Origin of the sequence: Methylobacterium sp. WL1 (genome assembly GCF_008000895.1) — a bacterium.
Classification (GTDB): Bacteria; Pseudomonadota; Alphaproteobacteria; order Rhizobiales; family Beijerinckiaceae; genus Methylobacterium.
Genome location: NZ_CP042823.1, coordinates 465260 through 483172 on the forward strand (window position 1 = coordinate 465260; position 17913 = coordinate 483172).

The window sequence follows — 17913 nt, forward strand, 5'->3', positions numbered from 1 at the left end:
GTGCCGCCTTCGTCCTGCTCTGTCTCTGGACGCGGACATCTCCGGATCGGCTCAGGGACCAACTCGCGGCCGAGGCGGGCGCCTGTTCCGCCCTTGGCTTCTGACGGGATGGATGCACGGCCGGCGGCCCACGTGAGCCGTTGGGCCTGACGGAGCACGGGATCGGATGAACGATGTAGCGGGCGTTGCGATGCGCCGGGTCGTCCTGCCGGAGGTGACCCTGCACGTGGCCGAGGCCGGTCCGCAGGCGGGTCCGCCGACCATCCTCCTGCACGGCTTTCCCGAATCCTGGTACGGCTGGCGCCATCAGATCGGAGCGCTCTCGGAGGCAGGCTTGCGGCTGGTCGTGCCCGATCAGCGCGGTTACGGCCTCAGCGACAAGCCGCACGGCATCGCCGCCTACCATCTCGACCGGCTGGCCGGTGACGTGATCGCCCTGGCCGACGCCTGCGGCTTCCGGACGATCCGCCTCGTCGGCCACGATTGGGGTGGGCTGGTCGCGTGGTGGGTCGCCAGCCTGTATCCCGACCGCATCGACCGGCTCGCGATCCTCAACGCGCCGCATCCGGGCATTGTCGGATCCTACATCCGCCGCCACCCGGGGCAGTGGCTGCGGAGCTCCTATGTCGGCCTGTTCCAGATCCCCGTGCTGCCCGAGCGGCTGCTGACGGCGGATCGGTGCCGGGCCTTGCGGCGGGCGCTGACCCGCACGAGCCGGCCCGGGGCCTTCGCGGCTTCGGACCTCGACCGCTATGTCGAGGCCTGGCTGCAGCCGGGCGCGATGACCGCCATGCTGAACTGGTACCGTGCCTTGGCGCAGTTGCCGCGGACGGCGCCGCCGCGGGTCCGCGTGCCGACCCTGATCCTCTGGGGCAAGCAGGACACCGCCCTGCAATCCGGCCTCGCGGAGGCGAGCCTGGATCTCTGCGAGGACGGGCGGATCGCGTGGTTCCCAAGCGCGAGCCATTGGCTCGCTCACGAAGAGCCGGTGGCCGTCAACAGCGCGTTGCAAGCGTTTCTGGTCTGAATCACGATCCCGGGCCGACCCCGCACATCTCTTCGACGGGCTGTCTGCGTTCAGTGCCGATCCCGGAAAGCCTGCATCCGGCCCGGTCTCGTGCGTGTCGAGCCGACGAAAGTCTCACGGTTTCGGCAGTCGAGCGCTTAATTCATCTCAGAAGTTGTATTATCATGACCTCGATTTAGCTCAAGGTAGGTCTATCGACGAAACACGCTCTGGACCTTGGGACAATCTGATTTTTCCATCGATTGGACTGAATCTTTTTCAGCAGAGTCTTGGGAACTTCGCCAGCCGCAGATCATTATGGATCGCCTTCTCGAAGTCGGATGGAGTATTTTAAAAATGTCTTTTCGTTCACTGCTGACCGCTAGCTTGGTCTTGGGCGGTCTCGTCGCCGGAACGGCGGCGGTTCAGGCGGCCCCGGCGCTGCCGCAATCGGGCCTGACGGGTCACGACATGATCGATCAGGTCGCGATGCATCACCGCCACGATCACCGGATGCACCGTCATCATTCCACGCGCCATCAGCGCCGGATGCGCCGCATGAATACGATGCACCACGGCAACCCGAACTCGAAGAACCCGTCGCGGCCGGGCTACCAGCAGAACCTGGGCAGCACCACCGGCGGCCCGCGTTACTGAGCCGTCACTCCCAAATCGAATGACAGCCCGGCGCCGCAAGCGCCGGGTTTTTCTATGTCGGAGCGACGGCATCCACCGACGATGACGGCTTCTCCCCAGGCGCGTAGCCCGGGACGGCCTGATTCGGCAGACGCACTCTGCTAAGAGGCGCCATGGCCCGAACCGCCGTCCGCATCGCCGACACACCGCCCGCCGCCAGCCTGGATCCGGCCGGCGCAACGCCGATGATGGCGCAGTACATCGAGATCAAGGCGGCTAACCCCGACTGCCTTCTGTTCTACCGGATGGGGGATTTCTACGAGCTGTTCTTCGGCGACGCCGAGATCGCGTCGCGGGCTCTCGGGATCGTGCTGACCAAGCGCGGCCGGCACGGTGGCGCCGAGATCCCGATGTGCGGCGTGCCGGTCGACCGCGCCGACGACTACCTCAGCCGCCTGATCGCGCTGGGCAACCGGGTCGCGGTCTGCGAGCAGACCGAGGATCCCGCCGAAGCCAAGCGGCGCGGCCCGAAATCGGTGGTGCGACGCGAGGTGGTCCGCCTCGTCACGCCGGGCACGATCACGGAGGATCGCCTCCTCGATCCGGCCAGCGCCAACCTCCTGCTGGCGATCGGCCGACGCAAGACCGGGGAGGGGGCCACGGCGTACGGCCTCGCCGCCATCGACATCTCCACCGGCCGCTTCTCCCTGAGCGAGGTCTCGGGCGGCGATCTCGCCGGCGCCATCGCCCGACACGATCCCCGGGAGATCGTCCTGTCGGAGGCGATCCACGCCGATCCGGCGCTGGCGCGGATCTGGCAGGAGAGCCGGGCCGCGATCGTCCCCCTGGCCCAAGCCGAACTGGAGCCCGCCGCGGCCGAGCGGCGGGTGCGCGAGCAATACGGGGTCTCGACCCTCGACGGCTTCGGCAATTTCACCCGCGCCGAGATCCAGGCCGCCGGGACCGGGCTCCTCTACATCGCCCGCACGCAGCTCGCCGCCCGGGCGCCCCTCTCGGTGCCGAGCCGCGAGGAGGCTGGGTCGACGCTCGCCATCGACGCTGCCACTCGCGCCAACCTGGAGCTGACCCGCACGCTCTCGGGCGAGCGCACCGGCAGCCTGCTCGACACGATCGACCGGACCGTCACCGCCAACGGCGCCCGCCTGCTGGCCGAGCGCCTGGCGGGGCCGCTCACCGACCTGGAGCGCATCGCCCGCCGGCACGAGACCGTCGCGTATCTCGTCGAGGACCACGGCCTCCGGAAAGCGATCCGCGAGACGCTGGCCCGGGCCCCCGATCTGGCGCGGGCGCTCTCCCGGGTCGGGTTGGGGCGCAGCGGCCCCCGGGACCTGGCCGCGATCCGGGACGGGCTGTCGGCCGCCGCCGGCCTCGGGGCGGTCCTGACGCAGGCCGGCGTAGGCACACCGGAGCTTGCGGAGGTCGCCGAGGCCCTGGGGGCGGCCGATCCGGCCCTGGCGACGTCGCTGCAGGCCGCGTTGGCCGACGAGCTGCCCCTGTCCCGGCGGGACGGCGGCTTCGTCAAAGCGGGGTTTTCCGCGGCGGTGGACGAAGCCCGGCTGCTCGGCCAGGATTCGCGCAAGGTCGTCGCGGCACTCCAGGCCCGCTACGCCGAGGAGACCGGCTGCCGGACGCTGCGGATCAAGCACAACAACCTGCTCGGATATTTCATCGAGGTTCCGCAATCGGTGGGTGAGGCCTGCCTCAAGGGCCTTCAGCGGGACTTCGTGCATCGCCAGACCATGGTCGATGCGATGCGCTTCACGAGCGTCGAATTGGGCGACCTGGAGCGAAGGATCTCCGGCGCTTCGGACCGCGCGCTGGCGCTCGAATCCGCGATCTTCGAAGAATTGGCCGGCCGTATCGTCGAACAGTCTTCGCAGACTGCGCGCGTCGCCGAAGCCCTGGCGTCGCTCGACGTCGCGGCCAGCAACGCCGAACTCGCGGTCGAGCTGGACTGGCGGCGGCCCGAGGTGGACGATACCCTGGCCTTCGCGATCATCGGCGGTCGTCACCCGGTGGTTGAGGCCGCGTTGCGCCGGGCGGGCGAGCCGTTCATTGCCAACGATTGCGACCTGTCGGGCGAGACGCGTGGCCGGATCCGACTGATCACCGGCCCGAACATGGGCGGGAAGTCGACCTTTCTACGCCAGAACGCCCTGATCGCCGTGCTGGCCCAGATGGGCGCGTTCGTTCCGGCGGCGTCGGCGCAGATCGGGCGGGTCGACCGCCTGTTCTCCAGAGTGGGCGCCGCCGACGACCTGGCGCGCGGGCAATCGACCTTCATGGTCGAGATGGTCGAGACCGCCGCGATCCTCAATCAGGCGAGCCGGCGCTCCCTGGTGATCCTGGACGAGATCGGCCGAGGCACCGCGACCTTCGACGGGCTGTCGATCGCCTGGGCCTGCCTCGAGCACCTCCACGAGGCCAATGCCTGCCGGGCACTGTTCGCCACGCACTTCCACGAGTTGACGGCGCTCGGCGACCGGCTGGCGCGGCTCGACAACGCGACCCTGAAGGTGGCCGAGCACCGCGACGGCGTGGTCTTCCTGCATGAGGTGGTGCCGGGCATCGCCGAGCGCAGTTACGGCCTCCAGGTGGCGCGTCTGGCCGGGCTGCCGGCCAGCGTGGTCACCCGCGCCGGGGCGATCCTGAAGAGCCTGGAGAAGGCGGAGCGCGGGCGTCCAGCGCGGGCCAGGATCGACGACCTGCCGCTGTTCGCAGCCCTCGCCCCGCCACCGCCGCCGGAACCGCCGGCCGAGGATCCGATCGGCACGCTGCTCGACACCATCGATCCGGACGCGCTGACGCCCCGGGAGGCGCTGGACGCGCTCTATCGGCTCAAACGCGAGCGGGCGGAGAAGCGGTGATCGCGGCGTAAGAGGGGTTCCCGCCAAGCCTCCTCATCCTGGAGTGCTGCGCAGCAGCCTCGCGCCGTCGCCTCGACTTGGGGGATTTGATAGGAGCGTTGGGTCTGCAGATTTACGGCGCCGGAGCAAAATGAAAGCCGTCCGGCGCGCCATGCTCCGGCGCACGGCCGGCCCGGCGGTCGCCGACCCAGTCCAGGATGCTGGCGACGACGCGCTCGCTATAGGGCTTGGCGATCACCCCGATGGCACCCGCGAAGTCGTCCGGGATGCGCTTCGCGTTGGCGGTCATGAACACCACGGTGATCCGCGGATCCGCCGAGAGCGCCCGGGCGACCTCGACGCCGGTGGGGCCGTCGACCAGGTGGATGTCCACGAAGGCGACGTCCGGAGTGGCGGAGCGCCCCAGCGCGATCGCCTCGGTCGAACTCCCCGCGATGCCGACCGTGACGTGCCCGAGATCGTCGAGCAGGCATTCGAGTTCGAGGGCGATCAGCACCTCATCCTCGACCACGAGGATGCGGAGCGCAGCGTCCGTGCCGGCATTCCCGCCCCTCATGCGCTGTCCCCATCCCGTTGCAGGGCCCACCAGCGGATCGCGGATCCGGGGAGGCTCCAGGTTCTTCATCGAGCATCGACGCGGTCCGAGAGCCAGCATCCGGCCTTCGGGATGGTGTTCAGGGGCACTGAGCTTGAGGCCTTTGGGCCGAAGACTCAAGCCGGCGCCAGGAGCGGGATATCGATCTGGACATGGGTGCCGGGTCCGGCATCAACCCAGGCGATGGTGCCTCGCAGCTGGCGCACCACCATCTCTACGAGATTACGACCGAAACCGGCGGGGTTCGGGGCCGCCGCCGCGATGCCGACGCCGTCGTCGCGGATCGTCAGGCGCATCCCGGACTCGGTGCGACGGGCAGTGATCGAGACGCGGCCCTCGCGCGCATCCGGGAAGGCGTGACGCAGGGCGTTCGCGGTCAGCTCGTGGATGAGCAGGGCGAGCGGTGCCGCCATGGCGGCCGCCACCGAGATCGGCTCGACCTCCGCCTCGACGCGTCGCGTCTCGTGATCGAGGCCGGCATTCACGTCGGATAGGAACTCGGCCGCGAAATCGCCGAGGTTGAAGTGGGTGCAGTCGCCCTCGGAGTAGAGCATCCGGTGCGCGGTCGAGAGCGCTCCGATCCGCTCGGCCATGCCCTGGAGCGCGTCCCGGGCCTCGCCCTCCGGCGTGCGCCGGGCCTTCAGCAGCATCAGCGAGGAGATAACCTGAAGATTGTTCTTCACCCGATGGTCGACCTCGTGAAGCAGAGCGGTCTTCTGCTCCAGAGCCGCACTGAGGTCATGGGTGCGGGTCGCGACCAGGCGCTCCAACTCGTCGTTGTTCACCCGCATGGTGAACTCGCGTTCGCGGGTGTGGGTCATGTCGGATTGCGCCGCGTAGAAATACGCGAGGCCGGCCGCGTCGTGGACCGGCGTGATCGTCATGGCGCTCCAGTAGGGCGAGCCGTCCTTGCGATAGTTCAGCAGCTCGGAGCTGATCGAATCACCGGCTTCGACGGCGGCCCGGATCCGGGCCACCTCGGACTTGTCGGTTCCAGGCCCCTGGAGCATGCGGCAGTTGCGTCCGACCAGTTCATGGACGGCGAAGCCGCTCAATGCCAGGAACGCGTCGTTGACCCAGGAGATCGGGTTGTCGGGCGCACGCGCGTCGGTGATCACCATCGGGGACGGCGAACGGGCAAAGGCATCGACCAGCATCGCGTTTGGCGGACTGGGCTCGGGGCGGGCACTCAACGCATCATTCCACACTCGATCGACCCGGCTTTAGGATACGGCAACGCCGATCACGCCCCGCGCATGCAGGACGTGGAGACCACGTTAAGCAGGCATCGACCATGATTTAGGCGCACGGCCCCCCGATTCAGCCAAGACCCGAACGGCGCAAGGCTGCCACGATTTCGCGGGATCAAGGCCATTAAGGCTCAGGAGTTCCATGCCATGGCCAACCCGCCACAGGCTGCGCGCCGCTTTCACCTGCGCGACATCGTCGAGGATCGCCGAATCCTGCTGATGCTGGCGCTCGGATTCTCCTCCGGGCTGCCGCTCCTGCTGGTGCTCGGGACCTTCACGCTCCGGCTCGCCTTCTCGGATATCGACGTGCGGGCGATCGGCCTGTTCAGCTACGTCGCGCTGCCGTACTCGCTGAAGTTCCTGTGGGCCCCGGCGATCGACCGGCTGAACGTGCCGGTGCTGAGCAGGCTGCTCGGCCGGCGGCGGGCCTGGATGGTGACCACGCAGGCCGCCGTCGCCCTGTGCCTGATCCTGATGGCCTTCTCGGACCCGAAGACCAACCTGGCGCTGCTCGGCTTCGGGGCCTTCCTGGTGGCCTTCTGCGCGGCGAGCCAGGATGTGGTCGTGGACGGCTGGCGCATCGACGCCGCCGGCAGCGACTTCCAGGGCATCCTGGCGGCGACCTCGAACCTCGGCTACCGGCTCGGGCTGATCGCGGCCGGCGCCGGGGCCCTGTTCATCGCCTCGTCCGGGGGCTGGACGCTGGCCTACCTGATCATGGCGGCCCTGATGCTGGTCGGGATGATCGCCGCGCTGCTGGCGCCGGCCTTCGACGCACCCGCGCGGGTGCAGGCCGACGCGGCCGGGCATTCCCGGTTCTGGTCCATGCGCCGGGCCGTGCTGGAGCCGCTGACCGAGCTGCACGGCCGCTTCGGCGGCGCGCTCTGGGGCATCCTGCTGCTGGTGGCGCTCTACCGTCTGCCGGATTTCCTCTCGGGCGTGATGGCGAGCCCGCTCTATCGGACGCTGGGCTTCGACCTCAAAGAGATCGCAACCGTCACCAAGCTGTACGGCATCTGGGTCGGCATCGCGGGGGGCTTCGCGGGCGGTTGGGCCCTGGCGCGGCTCGGCCTGTTCCCGACGTTGCTGCTCGGCGCCTTCCTGGCCGCCTCCTCGCACCTGTCCTTCGCCTGGCTGTCGGCCGGCGCTCCCGAGATCTGGCGCCTGACGGTGGCGATCTCGATCGAGAACTTCTGCGGCTCCTTCGCCGGCATCGTGCTGATCGCCTACATGTCGAGCCTCACCAGCCCGGCCTACGCGGCGACGCAGTACGCACTGTTCTCCTCGCTCTACGCCCTGCCGGGCAAGCTGGTCGCGGGGTCGTCCGGCTTCGTCGTGGCGGCGATCGGCTATCCGGCCTTCTTCGTGATGACCTCCCTGGTCGGGATCCCGGTGCTGATCCTCTGCCTCGCGGTCGGGCGGCGCGGGCAGCGTCAGGACGAGGCTGCGGCACGGGCGGCGGACGAGGCGGGGAACCGCATCCCGGCGCCCGAGCTTCCTTCCACGGCGCGGGCTTCCGGCACCGCGTGATGCGATCAGATCCAGGAATTCACGGATGAGCACGAGCGATCTCACTCGCGCCGACGCGACGATGCCGGCGCCGATCCCCGAAATCGCCTTGAGCGAGGCGGACCTCGCCGCCCTGCGCCGGGCCGTGGCGGTACTGGAGCGGCCGAGCCTGGCCGCCCGCCTGTCCTCGGCGGCCGGCGCCCCGCTCGACATCATCGGCCGCTCGCTGCCCGCCCCGGTGACGGAGGCCGTCGGCCGCTTCCACCGAGGCGGCGATGCGCGGCGCGCTGCGGGTCGCCCTGGCGACGCTGCCGCGCAGGGACGTCGTTCCCACCGCGGGCACCGAGATCGAGGCAGTCGCCGCCAAGGCGGACAGCCGGCTGACCCGTCTGCTCGGCTCGGGCGACACCAAGCACAAGGCGTTCGCGGCGCTGTCCGGGGCGCTGGGCGGCGCGTTCGGGCTGGCGACGCTGGCCGTCGAGCTGCCGGTTTCGACCACGCTGATGCTCCGCTCGATCGCCGAAATCGCCCGCGACGAAGGCGAGGACCTGGAAACGCCAGAGGGTGCCTTGGCCTGCGTCCAGGTCTTCGCCCTGGGCGGACGCACCGCGGCCGAGACGGAGGCGGGCTCGGCATTGACCGAGAGCGGCTATTTCGCGGTCCGGGCGGCCCTGGCCAAGACCCTGGCGGAGGCCGCACGCTACGCCGGCAGCAAGACCCTGCTCGACCAGTCGGCTCCGGCCCTGATCCGGTTCACGGCGCAGATCGCGGCCCGGTTCGGCCTCGTGGTCTCGCAGAAGGTCGCAGCCCAGGCCGTCCCCGTGCTGGGCGCCTTCGGCGGCGCCGCGGTGAACACCGCCTTCATGAGCCACTTCCAATCGACCGCCCGGGCGCATTTCACGGTCCGGCGGCTCGAGCGGGCCTACGGTCCGGTCGCCGTGCGGGCGGCCTACGAGGTGGAGAAGGCGGCGCTGGGGGCGGCCTGAACGCGCGTCGCCGCCTGAACGGACTTGCGGTCGGCAGCCTCGCTGTCGTCGGGACGGACCGCCTCGGCATTCCGGGTTCGCCTGTGGCCCCGTGAGGCACGCCGAGCGGAACGGCGATCGTATCCCGGATCCGCCTTGATCCGCCTTCCCGGTCCCGCCAGAAACGATCCGTCTGACGCGCAGCGATGGAGGCGATCCTGATCAGCAACGCGGAGATGGTGATGCGGCTCGCCTTGGCGGCGCTGGCCGGCAGCGTCATCGGGCTGGAGCGCGAGCGGCTGCTCTGGGCGGCGGGCCTGCGGACGCACATGCTCGTCTGCGTCGGCTCCTGCCTGATCATGATCGTCTCGGCCTTCGGCTTCAGCGACGTGCTCGGCACCAAGAACGTCGTGCTCGATCCCTCCCGCATCGCCGCGCAGGTCGTCTCGGGAATCGGGTTCCTCGGCGCGGGCACGATCCTGCTGCGCGGCGAGGTCGTGAAGGGGCTCACCACGGCGGCAAGCCTGTGGGGCGTGGCGGCGATCGGGCTCGCGATCGGCAGCGGGCTTTATGTGCCGGCTTTGGCGACGACGGTCCTGGTGGTCGGCATCCTGGCGGGGATCAAGCCGTTCGAGGAACGCTGGCGCGAGCGGATGCGGTCCCAGACCCTGCGCATGACCGTCCGCAAGGGCGAGATGTCGATCGACACCCTCCATGCGGTGACCGGCGAGCGCGCCTCGCGGGTGCGCCAGTTCACCACCCGGCCGGCTTCAGACCCGGACCTCGACGAGGTCACCGTCACCTTCGTCCGGCTGTCGCGCACGAGCTTCGAAGCGATCGCCGCCAAGCTGCGCGAGACCGCCGAGGTGGTCTCGGTCGATACCGTCGACAGCTGACGTCTCAGGCCGCCTCGCCGTCCAGGAAGAGGCGATAGGCCGGATTCTCGGTCTCGTCGGTGGCCGGGTAGCCCAACGCCTCGATCGCCGCATCGAACCGTGTGCGCTCGGCCGGCGGCACCGCGATGCCGGCGAGGACCCGGCCGTAATCGGCGCCGTGGTTGCGGTAGTGGAACAGGGTGATGTCGAAGCCCGGCCCCAGCGCGTCCAGGAACTTCATCAGCGCGCCCGGCCGCTCCGGGAACTGGAAGCGGAACAGCCGCTCGTGCGCGACGCCCACCGCCCGGCCGCCGACCATGTAGCGGACATGGACCTTCGCCATCTCATTGTCGCTCATGTCGAGCACGCGGTAGCCGGCCTCGCGCAGGTCGCCGATCAGTCCCTGCTTCTCGCGCTTGCCGCCGGCGATGTTGATGCCCACGAAGATCTGCGCCTCGGAGCCCGGGGCGTGGCGGTAGTTGAACTCGGTGATCGCCCGCGGCCCGAGCGCCCTGATGAACGCCCGGTAGGCGCCGGGCTGCTCCGGGATGGAGACGCCGAGCAGGACCTCGCGCTGCTCGCCGATCTCCGCCCGCTCGGCGATATGGCGCAGGCGGTCGAAGTTGAGGTTCGCCCCCGAAGAGATCGCGATCAGGGTGCCGTCGCCGCCCTCGCGCTCGGCGTAGAGCTTGGCCCCGGCGAGGCTCAGCGCCCCGGACGGCTCCGACACCGCCCGGGTGTCGTCGAAGATATCCTTCACCGCCGCGCACATGGCGTCGGTGTCCACCGTGATGACTTCGTCGAGATGCTCCCGGCAGAGCCGGAAGGTCTCCTCGCCGGCTTGGCGCACGGCGACGCCGTCGGCGAACAGCCCGACCGAGGGCAGGCTGACCCGGGTGCCGGCGGCGAGCGCAGCCGCCATGCAGGCGGCATCCTCGGGCTCGACGCCGATCACCTTGGTGCCGGGCCGCAGGTACTTCACGAAGGTCGCGATCCCGGCGGCCAGCCCGCCGCCGCCCACCGGCACGAAGATCGCCTCGATCGGCCCGGTATGCTGCTCCAGGATCTCCTTGCCGATGGTCCCCTGGCCGGCGATGACCTCGGGATCGTCGAACGGGTGCAGGAAGGTCAGCCCCTGCTCGGCCTCCAGGATCTTGGCGTGGGCCAGGGCCTCGTCGAACGCGTCACCGTGCAGCACCACCTCGGCGCCGCGGGCCCGGCAGGCATCGACCTTGATCGACGGGGTGGTGCGCGGCATCACGATCACCGCCCGGGCCCCGAGCTTGGCCGACGCCAGCGCCACGCCCTGCGCATGGTTGCCCGCGGAGGCGCAGACCACGCCCCGGGCGATCTGGTCCGGGCTCAGGCCCGACATCTTGTTGTAGGCGCCGCGCAGCTTGAACGAGAAGACCGGCTGCAGGTCCTCGCGCTTGAGCAGCACGGGCCGGCCGAGCCGCTTCGTCATCCGGGGCATCGGATCGAGCGGGCTCTCGATCGCCACGTCGTAGACGCGGGCGGTCAGGATCTTGCGGATGTAGTCGGTCATGTTTTTGGGACTTCGGCGCGCGGCGCGGATGGGCCGAGATAAACTCTCGCGCGGCGAGATGCGAGCGGAGGCTCGCTCAGGTCAGAGGCTGGGTCCAATCCTGGCGGCCGTAAAGGACGCGGACGATCAAGATGCCGGCCGCGTGCTCGACATACCCGACGACATGCGCGCGGTACGGATACAGCCGCACCGGAGGCACGAGGTCATCCCGGAAGAAGGCCAGCAGCGGGGTTCTTGGCGAACAGCGCCGTCAGCCCAGCGTAAGACCGCTCGGCTTGGTCGCGGCCGAAGGTGGCGGAACCAGCCACCACCAACACCCAGCCGGTCAAAGATCTGACGGTCTTACCAGTTCGCACGCAGCAGCTGCGCGCGGGACATCCCGGTCAGGTCACCCCACCCGCTCCACGAGCGCCGCCACCCACACCAGCAGCGCCGCCATCTGGGCCATGAAGGTCCCGGCCGAGGCCAGATCCTTCACGGTGCCGATCATCGGGTGGTGGCCGGGGTGGACGTGGTCGCAGAGCTTCTCCACGGCGGTGTTGAGGAACTCGGCGGCCAGCATCAGCAGCAGGCTCACCATCAGGGCGACCCGGACCCAGAGGGTCGCGCCCAGCAGCAGGGCCACCGGCACGCCGAGCGCCAGCAGCACCAGCTCCTGCCGCACCGCCCGCTCGGTGCGGGCGCCGTGGCGCAGGCCGCGCCAGGAATTGAGGAAGGCGAGGACGAGGGCGTTCATCGGGCGGCGCCCTCCGGCACCGACCGGCTGATCCACTTGGCCAGAAGCGGCCCGGTCAGCAGCACCACGAACAGGCGCAGCGTCTGCACGGCCAGCACGAAGGACACGTCCGCCTTCGAGCCGACCGCGATGATCGCCACGGAATCGAGCCCGCCCGGACTGGTGGCCAACACGGCGGTGAGCAGGTCGATCGGCAACAGGAAGGTCAGGCCCCAGCCCCAGGCGCCGCACAGGGTGATCACCGAGAAGGTCGCGGCCAGGATGCCGGGCAGGGCGGAAAAGGTCAGCCGCAGGGTTTCGCGGGTGAAGCGCAGGCCGACATAGATGCCGATGCAGGCGTAGGCGAGTTCGAGGATCGGTGCCGGCAGGGACATCCGCACCAGGCCGCTGGCATGGAGCAGGCTGCCGAGCACCATCGGGCCGATCTGCGCGCCGGCCGGGACCCGGAGGGACAGGGCGACGCCGGCCCCGACCACCGCGACCGCCAGCGTCGCCAGCAGCGAGAGCGCTCCGGTCACCTCGGCCGCCCCGGCGGCGGCGCCCGGGACCGGCGCCTCCATCAGGAACCGAGCGGCCAGCGAGGCCGAGAACACCACGGCGGCGACCCGTACATACTGCATGAAGGCCACGAGCCGCGGATCGGCGCCGAAATCCTCGGCCATCGCCACCATGGCGGAGGCGCCGCCGGGGGAGGAACCCCAGGCCGCCGTGGTCCCGGGCAGCACCCGCAACCGCGTGAGGATCCAGCCGACGAGGCCGCTCGCCGCCACCGTCACCAGCACCACGGCGACGATCAGCGGCCCGTCCTCGAACAAGGTCTGGGCGATCTGCCCGGTCACGGCATGGGCCACCAGACAGCCGATCATCGCCTGCGCGGCGTTGAAGGCGAAGCGCGGCACGTGCAGGCGGGAGCCACCGACCCCGAAGGCGATCGCCGCGATCATCGGCCCGAGCAGGAGCGCGGCGGGGAACCCCGCGTGCAGCAGGCCGAGCGAGACGGCCGCCGACGCGACGGCAAGGGCGGCCCAGAGGCCGAGGCTGCGGGAGGAGGGCAAGGCGACCGGGGGCGGGTTCACCCGTACGGATTGCCGGGCGGAGGCCCGCTACACTGCAATATGGGCTCTGTCACGGCAAAGATTTTTGCAATGCCGATGTCGGGGCTGGCGAGCTACGGTCTTCACAGGGATCGTGATGGCGCGTTTTTCTGAAGCCGAGGCATCTCGCGCGCGCAGGCTCGCCCCGGGGCCTCTCCCGCCCCCGCCCACATCCTGAGGCACCGGAGCGAAGCGGAGGCCTGAGGCACCGGAGCGAAGCGGAGGCCCCCGGAATCGTCGGGGATCGCGCGGCGGGCCCCTCGGGATGGGCGGCCCGGACCGGCGATTTGTCGGGACCGATCCTACGGCCCCCGGCTGAGATCCTCGAAGGCCGCGTCGAGCCGGGTGCGCGCCTCCTTGAGCGCGGTGCGCCGATCCGCCAGCCAGGTCCGGTCGGCATCGAGCCGCGTCCGGGCGGCCGCCAGCATGCGTCGAACCTCCGGGGCTTGCGGTCCGCCGATCCCCTTCGCGGCGTCGATCATGCCGCGGGCCGACAGGGCGGCCCGGAACCGGGCCTCGTCGAGGGGCAGGTCGGGCTTGAGGCCCGAGCCGGCCGCGGCCTCCGCGTAGATCCGCTTCACCTCGGTGAACGGCAGGTCGGCTGGGCGCAGGTCGTGGCTGCGGCCGTAGCTCACCAGTTCGGAGGCGAAATGGTGCCCGAGCCGGAACGGCACGTCGGCCTCGCGCTGGAGCGTGTCGGCAAGCTCCGTGGTGGTGGAATAATCGGCCGCGACCTCGTCGGCGGCCCGTTCCCGGTCGATCACCAGCCCATCGAGGACCCGGGTCCAGCGCCGGCAGGTCTCGGCCGCCTCGGAGACGGTCCGACCTGGGGGCTCGGCCTGGTTGCGCTTGTAGTCCGGCATGCCGGAATCGACGTTGTGGGCCATGATGACGAAGGCCTGCGCGGCGCCGACCACGTCGCTTGCCTTCATGCGCAGGCTGTAGAGCGCGACGGGATTCCGCTTCTGCGGCATGATGCTGCTCGGCCCCGTCAGCGCGCCCTCACGCAGCAGGATCCACGGCCGGGTTTGGTGGTACTGGGCGTAGAGGTCCTGCGCGAAGCTGCCGGCCGTGGTGGCGAGGTTGGCCGACAGGCCGGTCAGCTCCAGGCCGAGATCCATGGGCGCCAGCTGTCCGGCATCGTAGCTGTTCTCCACCGCCGCATCGAAGCCCAGCAGCCCGGCGAGGCGGACGCGATCGACCGGGAAACTCGACGTGCCGAGCGCCGCGGCCCCCAATGGCGAGAGGTTCACGCGCGCCCAGGTCTCGCGCAGGCGATCCCCGTCGCGGGCCAGCGCTCCCGCATAGCCGAGCAGGTAATGACCCAGCGTCGTCGGCTGGGCCTGCACGCCGTTGGTGTAGGCCGGGACGATCGTATCGGCTTCCCGCCCGGCGACATCCAGGAGGGCGGCGCGGGTCTTGTCCAGGGCCTCGGCGAGGTCGAGCAGCCGGTCGCGTTGGTCGAGCTTCAGCACGGTCGGAATGATGTCCTGACGGCTGCGGCCGGAATGCATCCGGGTGGCGTCCGGTCCGGCGATGGCGGTGATCAGCGGCTCGATCCGCAGGTAGTCGTCGGGCCGCTCGGCCCCCGGCCTGGCGGCATCCGCCGCGACCTGATCGAGCGCGCGGGCGATCCGCGCGCCGAGATCGTGTGGCACGATGCCGGCCTCTACGGTCATCACTAGGGAGGCGCGGTCTATGGCGTCGATGCGGGCGAAGCTGTCGTGCGGCTCGGCGCGGGCCGCCGCGGGGGCGAGGAGGGCGAAGAGGGTCGCGATCAGTCTGCGCCGCATGCACATGCTCCAGGGGGTCGCCGTCTCGCGCCGGCCGGGGCATTCTGTCCGATCCGGCGGGTCTTCACACATCACATTGCGAATCGTGTTCACGGCGGCCCGGATTGAAAGCTCCTCGGCGTGCCGGCAGCACGGTTGAGCGAACCAACCCGCTGCCTCGTGAAACATTCGGTCATTCCGGGGCCGCGTCGCGGAGCCCGGAATCCAGAAATGCAATTCGCGCCAAGAGCATGCGTTGGCGGCGGGTCTGGATCCCCTGCTCGCCTGCGGCGCCCCATGATGACGGGCGGGTGAAGGGAAGGCCGTGCCTGAAAGCCCGCATTCCGAAAACCTATGCCGCCCCATCCCGGCACGCAGCCGTGCCGGCCGGTGCGTGCGCCCGAAAGAACGCCGCCAGGTTTGCCAGCCCGGGGGCGCGGGGATCGCTCGCCCGCCAGGCCAACGCGATGGTGCGGCCGGGCCCGTCGACGTCGAAGGCGCGCGTGACGGTCAAGCCGGTCGGGTCGGGGCCGGCGGGCACGGCGAGCGCCGGCAGCAGGGTGTAACCGGTCCCCGCCGCCACCATCGAGCGGAGGGTCTCCAGGCTGGTGGCGTGGCGCCCCATGGAGGAACCGGCGCCGCAGGCCGCGATCGCCTGGTCGCGCAGGCAGTTGCCCTCGTCGAGCAGCAGCAGGTCCGGCCCGGCGATCTCCGTGGCCGACAGGGCGCCGCCGCGGGCCAGCGCATGCTCGGCCGGGCAGGCCAGCCAGAACGGCTCGACGAAGAGCGGCGCCACCGCCAGCCCGACCGGAGGCAGAGGCAGGGAGACTAGGGCGGCGTCGATGCGCCCGTCGCGCAGGCCCTCGACGATCTCGGCGGTGCGGGATTCCGACAGCGACAGTGTCAGCAGCGGGTATTGCTGGCGCAGCGGCCGCAGCACGAGCGGGAAGAAGTAGGGTCCCAGCGTCTGGATCGCCGCCAGCACCAGCCGCCCGGTGAGCGGCGAGCCGCGCCCCTCGGTCGCCAGCGCCAGGAGCCTCTGGGCCTCGGCCAGGACGACGCGCGATTGCCGGACAATCCCCTGTCCGGCCTCCGTGAGGAGGACACGGCGGTTCGAGCGCTCGAACAGGGTCACGCCCAGGGAGGCCTCGAGCTTGCGGACCTGGACGCTCAAGGTCGGCTGGCTGACGTTGCAGCGCTCGGCCGCCCGGCCGAAATGGCCCTCGTCGGCGATGGCCACCACATATTCCAGATCGCGCAGCGACAGGCCCGACAGGTTCATAGGCGGCGTCTATCACGGCGTTTGGGACGATGCATTAGCCAACGCCACATCGGAGGTCCATAACCTCGTCGGAACGGTTCCAGTCTGCTGCGGCGGCCCCATATGCCGATGACAGGCATCACGGAGAGATGAGACGCATGAGCGATCAACGCCCGATCCTGACTACACGCCAGGGCCATCCGGTCCGCGACAACCAGAGCACCCGGACGGTCGGCGAGCGCGGCCCGGCGACGCTCGAGAACTACCAGTTCATCGAGAAGATCACGCATTTCGACCGTGAGCGGATCCCGGAGCGCGTGGTCCATGCCCGCGGCGCCGGCGCCCACGGCTACTTCGAGGCCTACGGCAAGATCGGCAACGAGCCGGCCTCCAAGTACACCCGCGCCCGCGTGCTGAACGAGACCGGCGTGAAGACGCCGATGTTCGTGCGCTTCTCGACGGTGGCCGGCGCCAAGGAGAGCCCGGAGACCGAGCGCGACCCGCGCGGTTTCGCGGTGAAGTTCAAGACCGTCGACGGCAATTGGGACCTGGTCGGCAACAACCTGAAGGTGTTCTTCATCCGGGACGCGATCAAGTTCCCCGACATGATCCACGCCTTCAAGCCGGACCCGGTGACCAACCGCCAGGAAGCGTGGCGCTTCTTCGACTTCGTGGCCCAGCACCCCGAAGCGATCCACATGGTGACGCACCTCAAGTCGCCCTGGGGCATCCCGGCTAACTATCGCGAGATGGAGGGCTCCGGCGTCAACACCTACAAGCTGGTCAACGACCAGGGTGAGGCCGTGCTCTGCAAGTTCCATTGGGAGCCGAAGCAGGGCGTGCGCAACCTGACCTCCGCGCAGGCCGCGGAGATCCAGGGCAAGGACGTCGGCCACGCGACCCGCGACCTCTACGACAACATCAAGGCTGGCAACTTCCCGGAGTGGGAGTTCTGCGTGCAGATCATGCCGGACGGCCCGAACGACCACCTGTCGTTCGATCCGCTGGACGACACGAAGCTGTGGCCGGTGGACCAGTTCCCGCTGCTGCCGGTGGGCCGCATGGTGCTGGATCGGGTGCCGGACAACTTCTTCGCCGAGGTCGAGCAGTCGGCGTTCGGCACCGGCGTCCTGGTCGACGGCATCGACTTCTCGGACGACAAGATGCTGCAGGGCCGGACGCTGTCCTACTCGGACACGCAGCGCTACCGCGTCGGCGCCAACTACCTCCAGCTGCCGATCAACGCGCCGCAGCCGGGCGTGAAGGTCTACTCGAACCAGCGGGACGGCCAGATGACCTATGGGGTCGATGGGACCGGACCGAACAAGCACATCAACTACGAGCCCTCGACGCTCGCCGAGGGCCTGCGCGAGGCCCCGAAGCCGGCCAAGGACTATCACCAGCCGGTGGACGGCAAGCTCGGCCGCTATCAGACCTCGCGCACCGAGGACGACTACACCCAGGCCGGAGTCCGGTACCGCTCGTTCCAGGACTGGGAGCGTGAGGACCTGATCGCCAATCTCGTGGGCGACATGAAGCAGTGCCCGGAAGCCATCCAGTTGCGGATGGTCTGGCACTTCTGGCACGCCGACGAAGATTACGGCCGCCGCGTCGCCGAGGGTGCGGGCATCGATCTGGAGAAGGCCAAGGCCCTGCCGCCGCTGCCCGGCCGCGCCGCCCCGGGCAAGCGCCTGCAGTCCGAGACCTACACGGACGGCTCGCAGGCCCACCGGGTCGCCGCCGAGTAGTTTTGCAGGTCGCATCGAGCCGACCCTGAGCG

At 69.9% G+C, this 17913-nt stretch carries 13 protein-coding genes and 1 pseudogene; 7 read left to right on the forward strand and 7 right to left on the reverse strand.

The annotated features are described in order from the left end of the window. Nucleotides 1-166 precede the first annotated feature (166 nt). The 3 genes from FVA80_RS02575 to mutS all read left to right on the forward strand — a co-directional run bounded on the left by FVA80_RS02575 (nucleotide 167) and on the right by mutS (nucleotide 4530). Nucleotides 167-1027 (forward strand): alpha/beta hydrolase, encoded by an 861-nt coding sequence (locus FVA80_RS02575; protein ID WP_147905676.1) that lies wholly within the window; start codon nucleotides 167-169, stop codon nucleotides 1025-1027. A gap of 336 nt (nucleotides 1028-1363) precedes the next feature. Next, a complete protein-coding gene (locus FVA80_RS02580; protein WP_147905813.1) occupies nucleotides 1364-1663 on the forward strand; it encodes a hypothetical protein in 300 nt (99 codons plus the stop codon). A 152-nt stretch (nucleotides 1664-1815) separates the two neighbouring features. After that, entirely contained in the window at nucleotides 1816-4530 is a 2715-nt protein-coding gene (gene mutS, locus FVA80_RS02585) for a DNA mismatch repair protein MutS (protein ID WP_147905677.1), read from the forward strand. A gap of 112 nt (nucleotides 4531-4642) precedes the next feature. Here the strand turns inward: mutS and FVA80_RS02590 are convergent, their stop codons facing one another. Then, nucleotides 4643-5086, reverse strand: a complete 444-nt coding sequence (locus tag FVA80_RS02590; protein WP_147905678.1) for a response regulator — start codon at nucleotides 5084-5086, stop codon at nucleotides 4643-4645. Nucleotides 5087-5241: 155 nt separating this feature from the next. After that, entirely contained in the window at nucleotides 5242-6282 is a 1041-nt protein-coding gene (locus tag FVA80_RS02595; RefSeq protein ID WP_147905814.1) for a histidine kinase dimerization/phosphoacceptor domain -containing protein, read from the reverse strand. Nucleotides 6283-6522: 240 nt separating this feature from the next. Between FVA80_RS02595 and FVA80_RS02600 the strand changes: the two genes are divergently transcribed. The 3 genes and pseudogenes from FVA80_RS02600 to FVA80_RS02610 all read left to right on the forward strand — a co-directional run bounded on the left by FVA80_RS02600 (nucleotide 6523) and on the right by FVA80_RS02610 (nucleotide 9745). Next, complete coding sequence (locus tag FVA80_RS02600) at nucleotides 6523-7905, forward strand: AmpG family muropeptide MFS transporter (RefSeq protein ID WP_147905679.1); 1383 nt, start codon at nucleotides 6523-6525, stop codon at nucleotides 7903-7905. 61 nt (nucleotides 7906-7966) lie between these two features. Next, nucleotides 7967-8870: pseudogene (locus FVA80_RS02605) on the forward strand (EcsC family protein). Between the two features lie 215 nt (nucleotides 8871-9085). Next, nucleotides 9086-9745, forward strand: a complete 660-nt coding sequence (locus tag FVA80_RS02610; protein WP_147905815.1) for an MgtC/SapB family protein — start codon at nucleotides 9086-9088, stop codon at nucleotides 9743-9745. Between the two features lie 4 nt (nucleotides 9746-9749). On the opposite strand, the gene ilvA is transcribed toward FVA80_RS02610, so the two are convergent. The 5 genes from ilvA to FVA80_RS02635 form a co-directional block, all read right to left on the reverse strand. After that, nucleotides 9750-11270: a threonine ammonia-lyase, biosynthetic gene (gene ilvA, locus FVA80_RS02615; RefSeq protein ID WP_147905681.1), complete on the reverse strand. Its 1521-nt coding sequence runs from the start codon at nucleotides 11268-11270 to the stop codon at nucleotides 9750-9752. 388 nt (nucleotides 11271-11658) lie between these two features. After that, nucleotides 11659-12006: a diacylglycerol kinase gene (locus tag FVA80_RS02620; protein ID WP_147854338.1), complete on the reverse strand. Its 348-nt coding sequence runs from the start codon at nucleotides 12004-12006 to the stop codon at nucleotides 11659-11661. Beyond that, nucleotides 12003-13061: an AbrB family transcriptional regulator gene (locus FVA80_RS02625; RefSeq protein WP_147905816.1), complete on the reverse strand. Its 1059-nt coding sequence runs from the start codon at nucleotides 13059-13061 to the stop codon at nucleotides 12003-12005. The genes FVA80_RS02620 and FVA80_RS02625 overlap by 4 nt, the downstream gene beginning before the upstream one ends. A 341-nt stretch (nucleotides 13062-13402) precedes the next feature. Beyond that, nucleotides 13403-14893: an argininosuccinate lyase gene (locus FVA80_RS02630; protein WP_147905682.1), complete on the reverse strand. Its 1491-nt coding sequence runs from the start codon at nucleotides 14891-14893 to the stop codon at nucleotides 13403-13405. Between the two features lie 331 nt (nucleotides 14894-15224). Further along, a complete protein-coding gene (locus tag FVA80_RS02635; RefSeq protein WP_147905683.1) occupies nucleotides 15225-16154 on the reverse strand; it encodes a LysR substrate-binding domain-containing protein in 930 nt (309 codons plus the stop codon). A 137-nt stretch (nucleotides 16155-16291) separates the two neighbouring features. Between FVA80_RS02635 and FVA80_RS02640 the strand changes: the two genes are divergently transcribed. After that, the gene (locus FVA80_RS02640) at nucleotides 16292-17881 is read left to right on the forward strand and encodes a catalase (RefSeq protein WP_147905684.1); all 1590 of its coding nucleotides are present in this window, start codon (nucleotides 16292-16294) and stop codon (nucleotides 17879-17881) included. The last annotated feature ends 32 nt before the right edge of the window (nucleotides 17882-17913 follow it).

Excerpts from the sequence above, each read along its gene's own strand:
- FVA80_RS02610 (WP_147905815.1), top strand. The coding sequence starts at position 9,086 with ATGGTGATGCGGCTCGCCTTGGCGGCGCTGGCCGGCAGCGTCATCGGG.
- mutS (WP_147905677.1), top strand. The coding sequence starts at position 1,816 with ATGGCCCGAACCGCCGTCCGCATCGCCGACACACCGCCCGCCGCCAGC.
- FVA80_RS02630 (WP_147905682.1), bottom strand. The coding sequence starts at position 14,893 with ATGCGGCGCAGACTGATCGCGACCCTCTTCGCCCTCCTCGCCCCCGCG.
- FVA80_RS02635 (WP_147905683.1), bottom strand. The coding sequence starts at position 16,154 with ATGAACCTGTCGGGCCTGTCGCTGCGCGATCTGGAATATGTGGTGGCC.
- FVA80_RS02575 (WP_147905676.1), top strand. The coding sequence starts at position 167 with ATGAACGATGTAGCGGGCGTTGCGATGCGCCGGGTCGTCCTGCCGGAG.
- FVA80_RS02580 (WP_147905813.1), top strand. The coding sequence starts at position 1,364 with ATGTCTTTTCGTTCACTGCTGACCGCTAGCTTGGTCTTGGGCGGTCTC.
- FVA80_RS02595 (WP_147905814.1), bottom strand. The coding sequence starts at position 6,282 with ATGCTGGTCGATGCCTTTGCCCGTTCGCCGTCCCCGATGGTGATCACC.
- FVA80_RS02640 (WP_147905684.1), top strand. The coding sequence starts at position 16,292 with ATGAGCGATCAACGCCCGATCCTGACTACACGCCAGGGCCATCCGGTC.
- FVA80_RS02600 (WP_147905679.1), top strand. The coding sequence starts at position 6,523 with ATGGCCAACCCGCCACAGGCTGCGCGCCGCTTTCACCTGCGCGACATC.
- FVA80_RS02620 (WP_147854338.1), bottom strand. The coding sequence starts at position 12,006 with ATGAACGCCCTCGTCCTCGCCTTCCTCAATTCCTGGCGCGGCCTGCGC.
- ilvA (WP_147905681.1), bottom strand. The coding sequence starts at position 11,270 with ATGACCGACTACATCCGCAAGATCCTGACCGCCCGCGTCTACGACGTG.
- FVA80_RS02590 (WP_147905678.1), bottom strand. The coding sequence starts at position 5,086 with ATGAGGGGCGGGAATGCCGGCACGGACGCTGCGCTCCGCATCCTCGTG.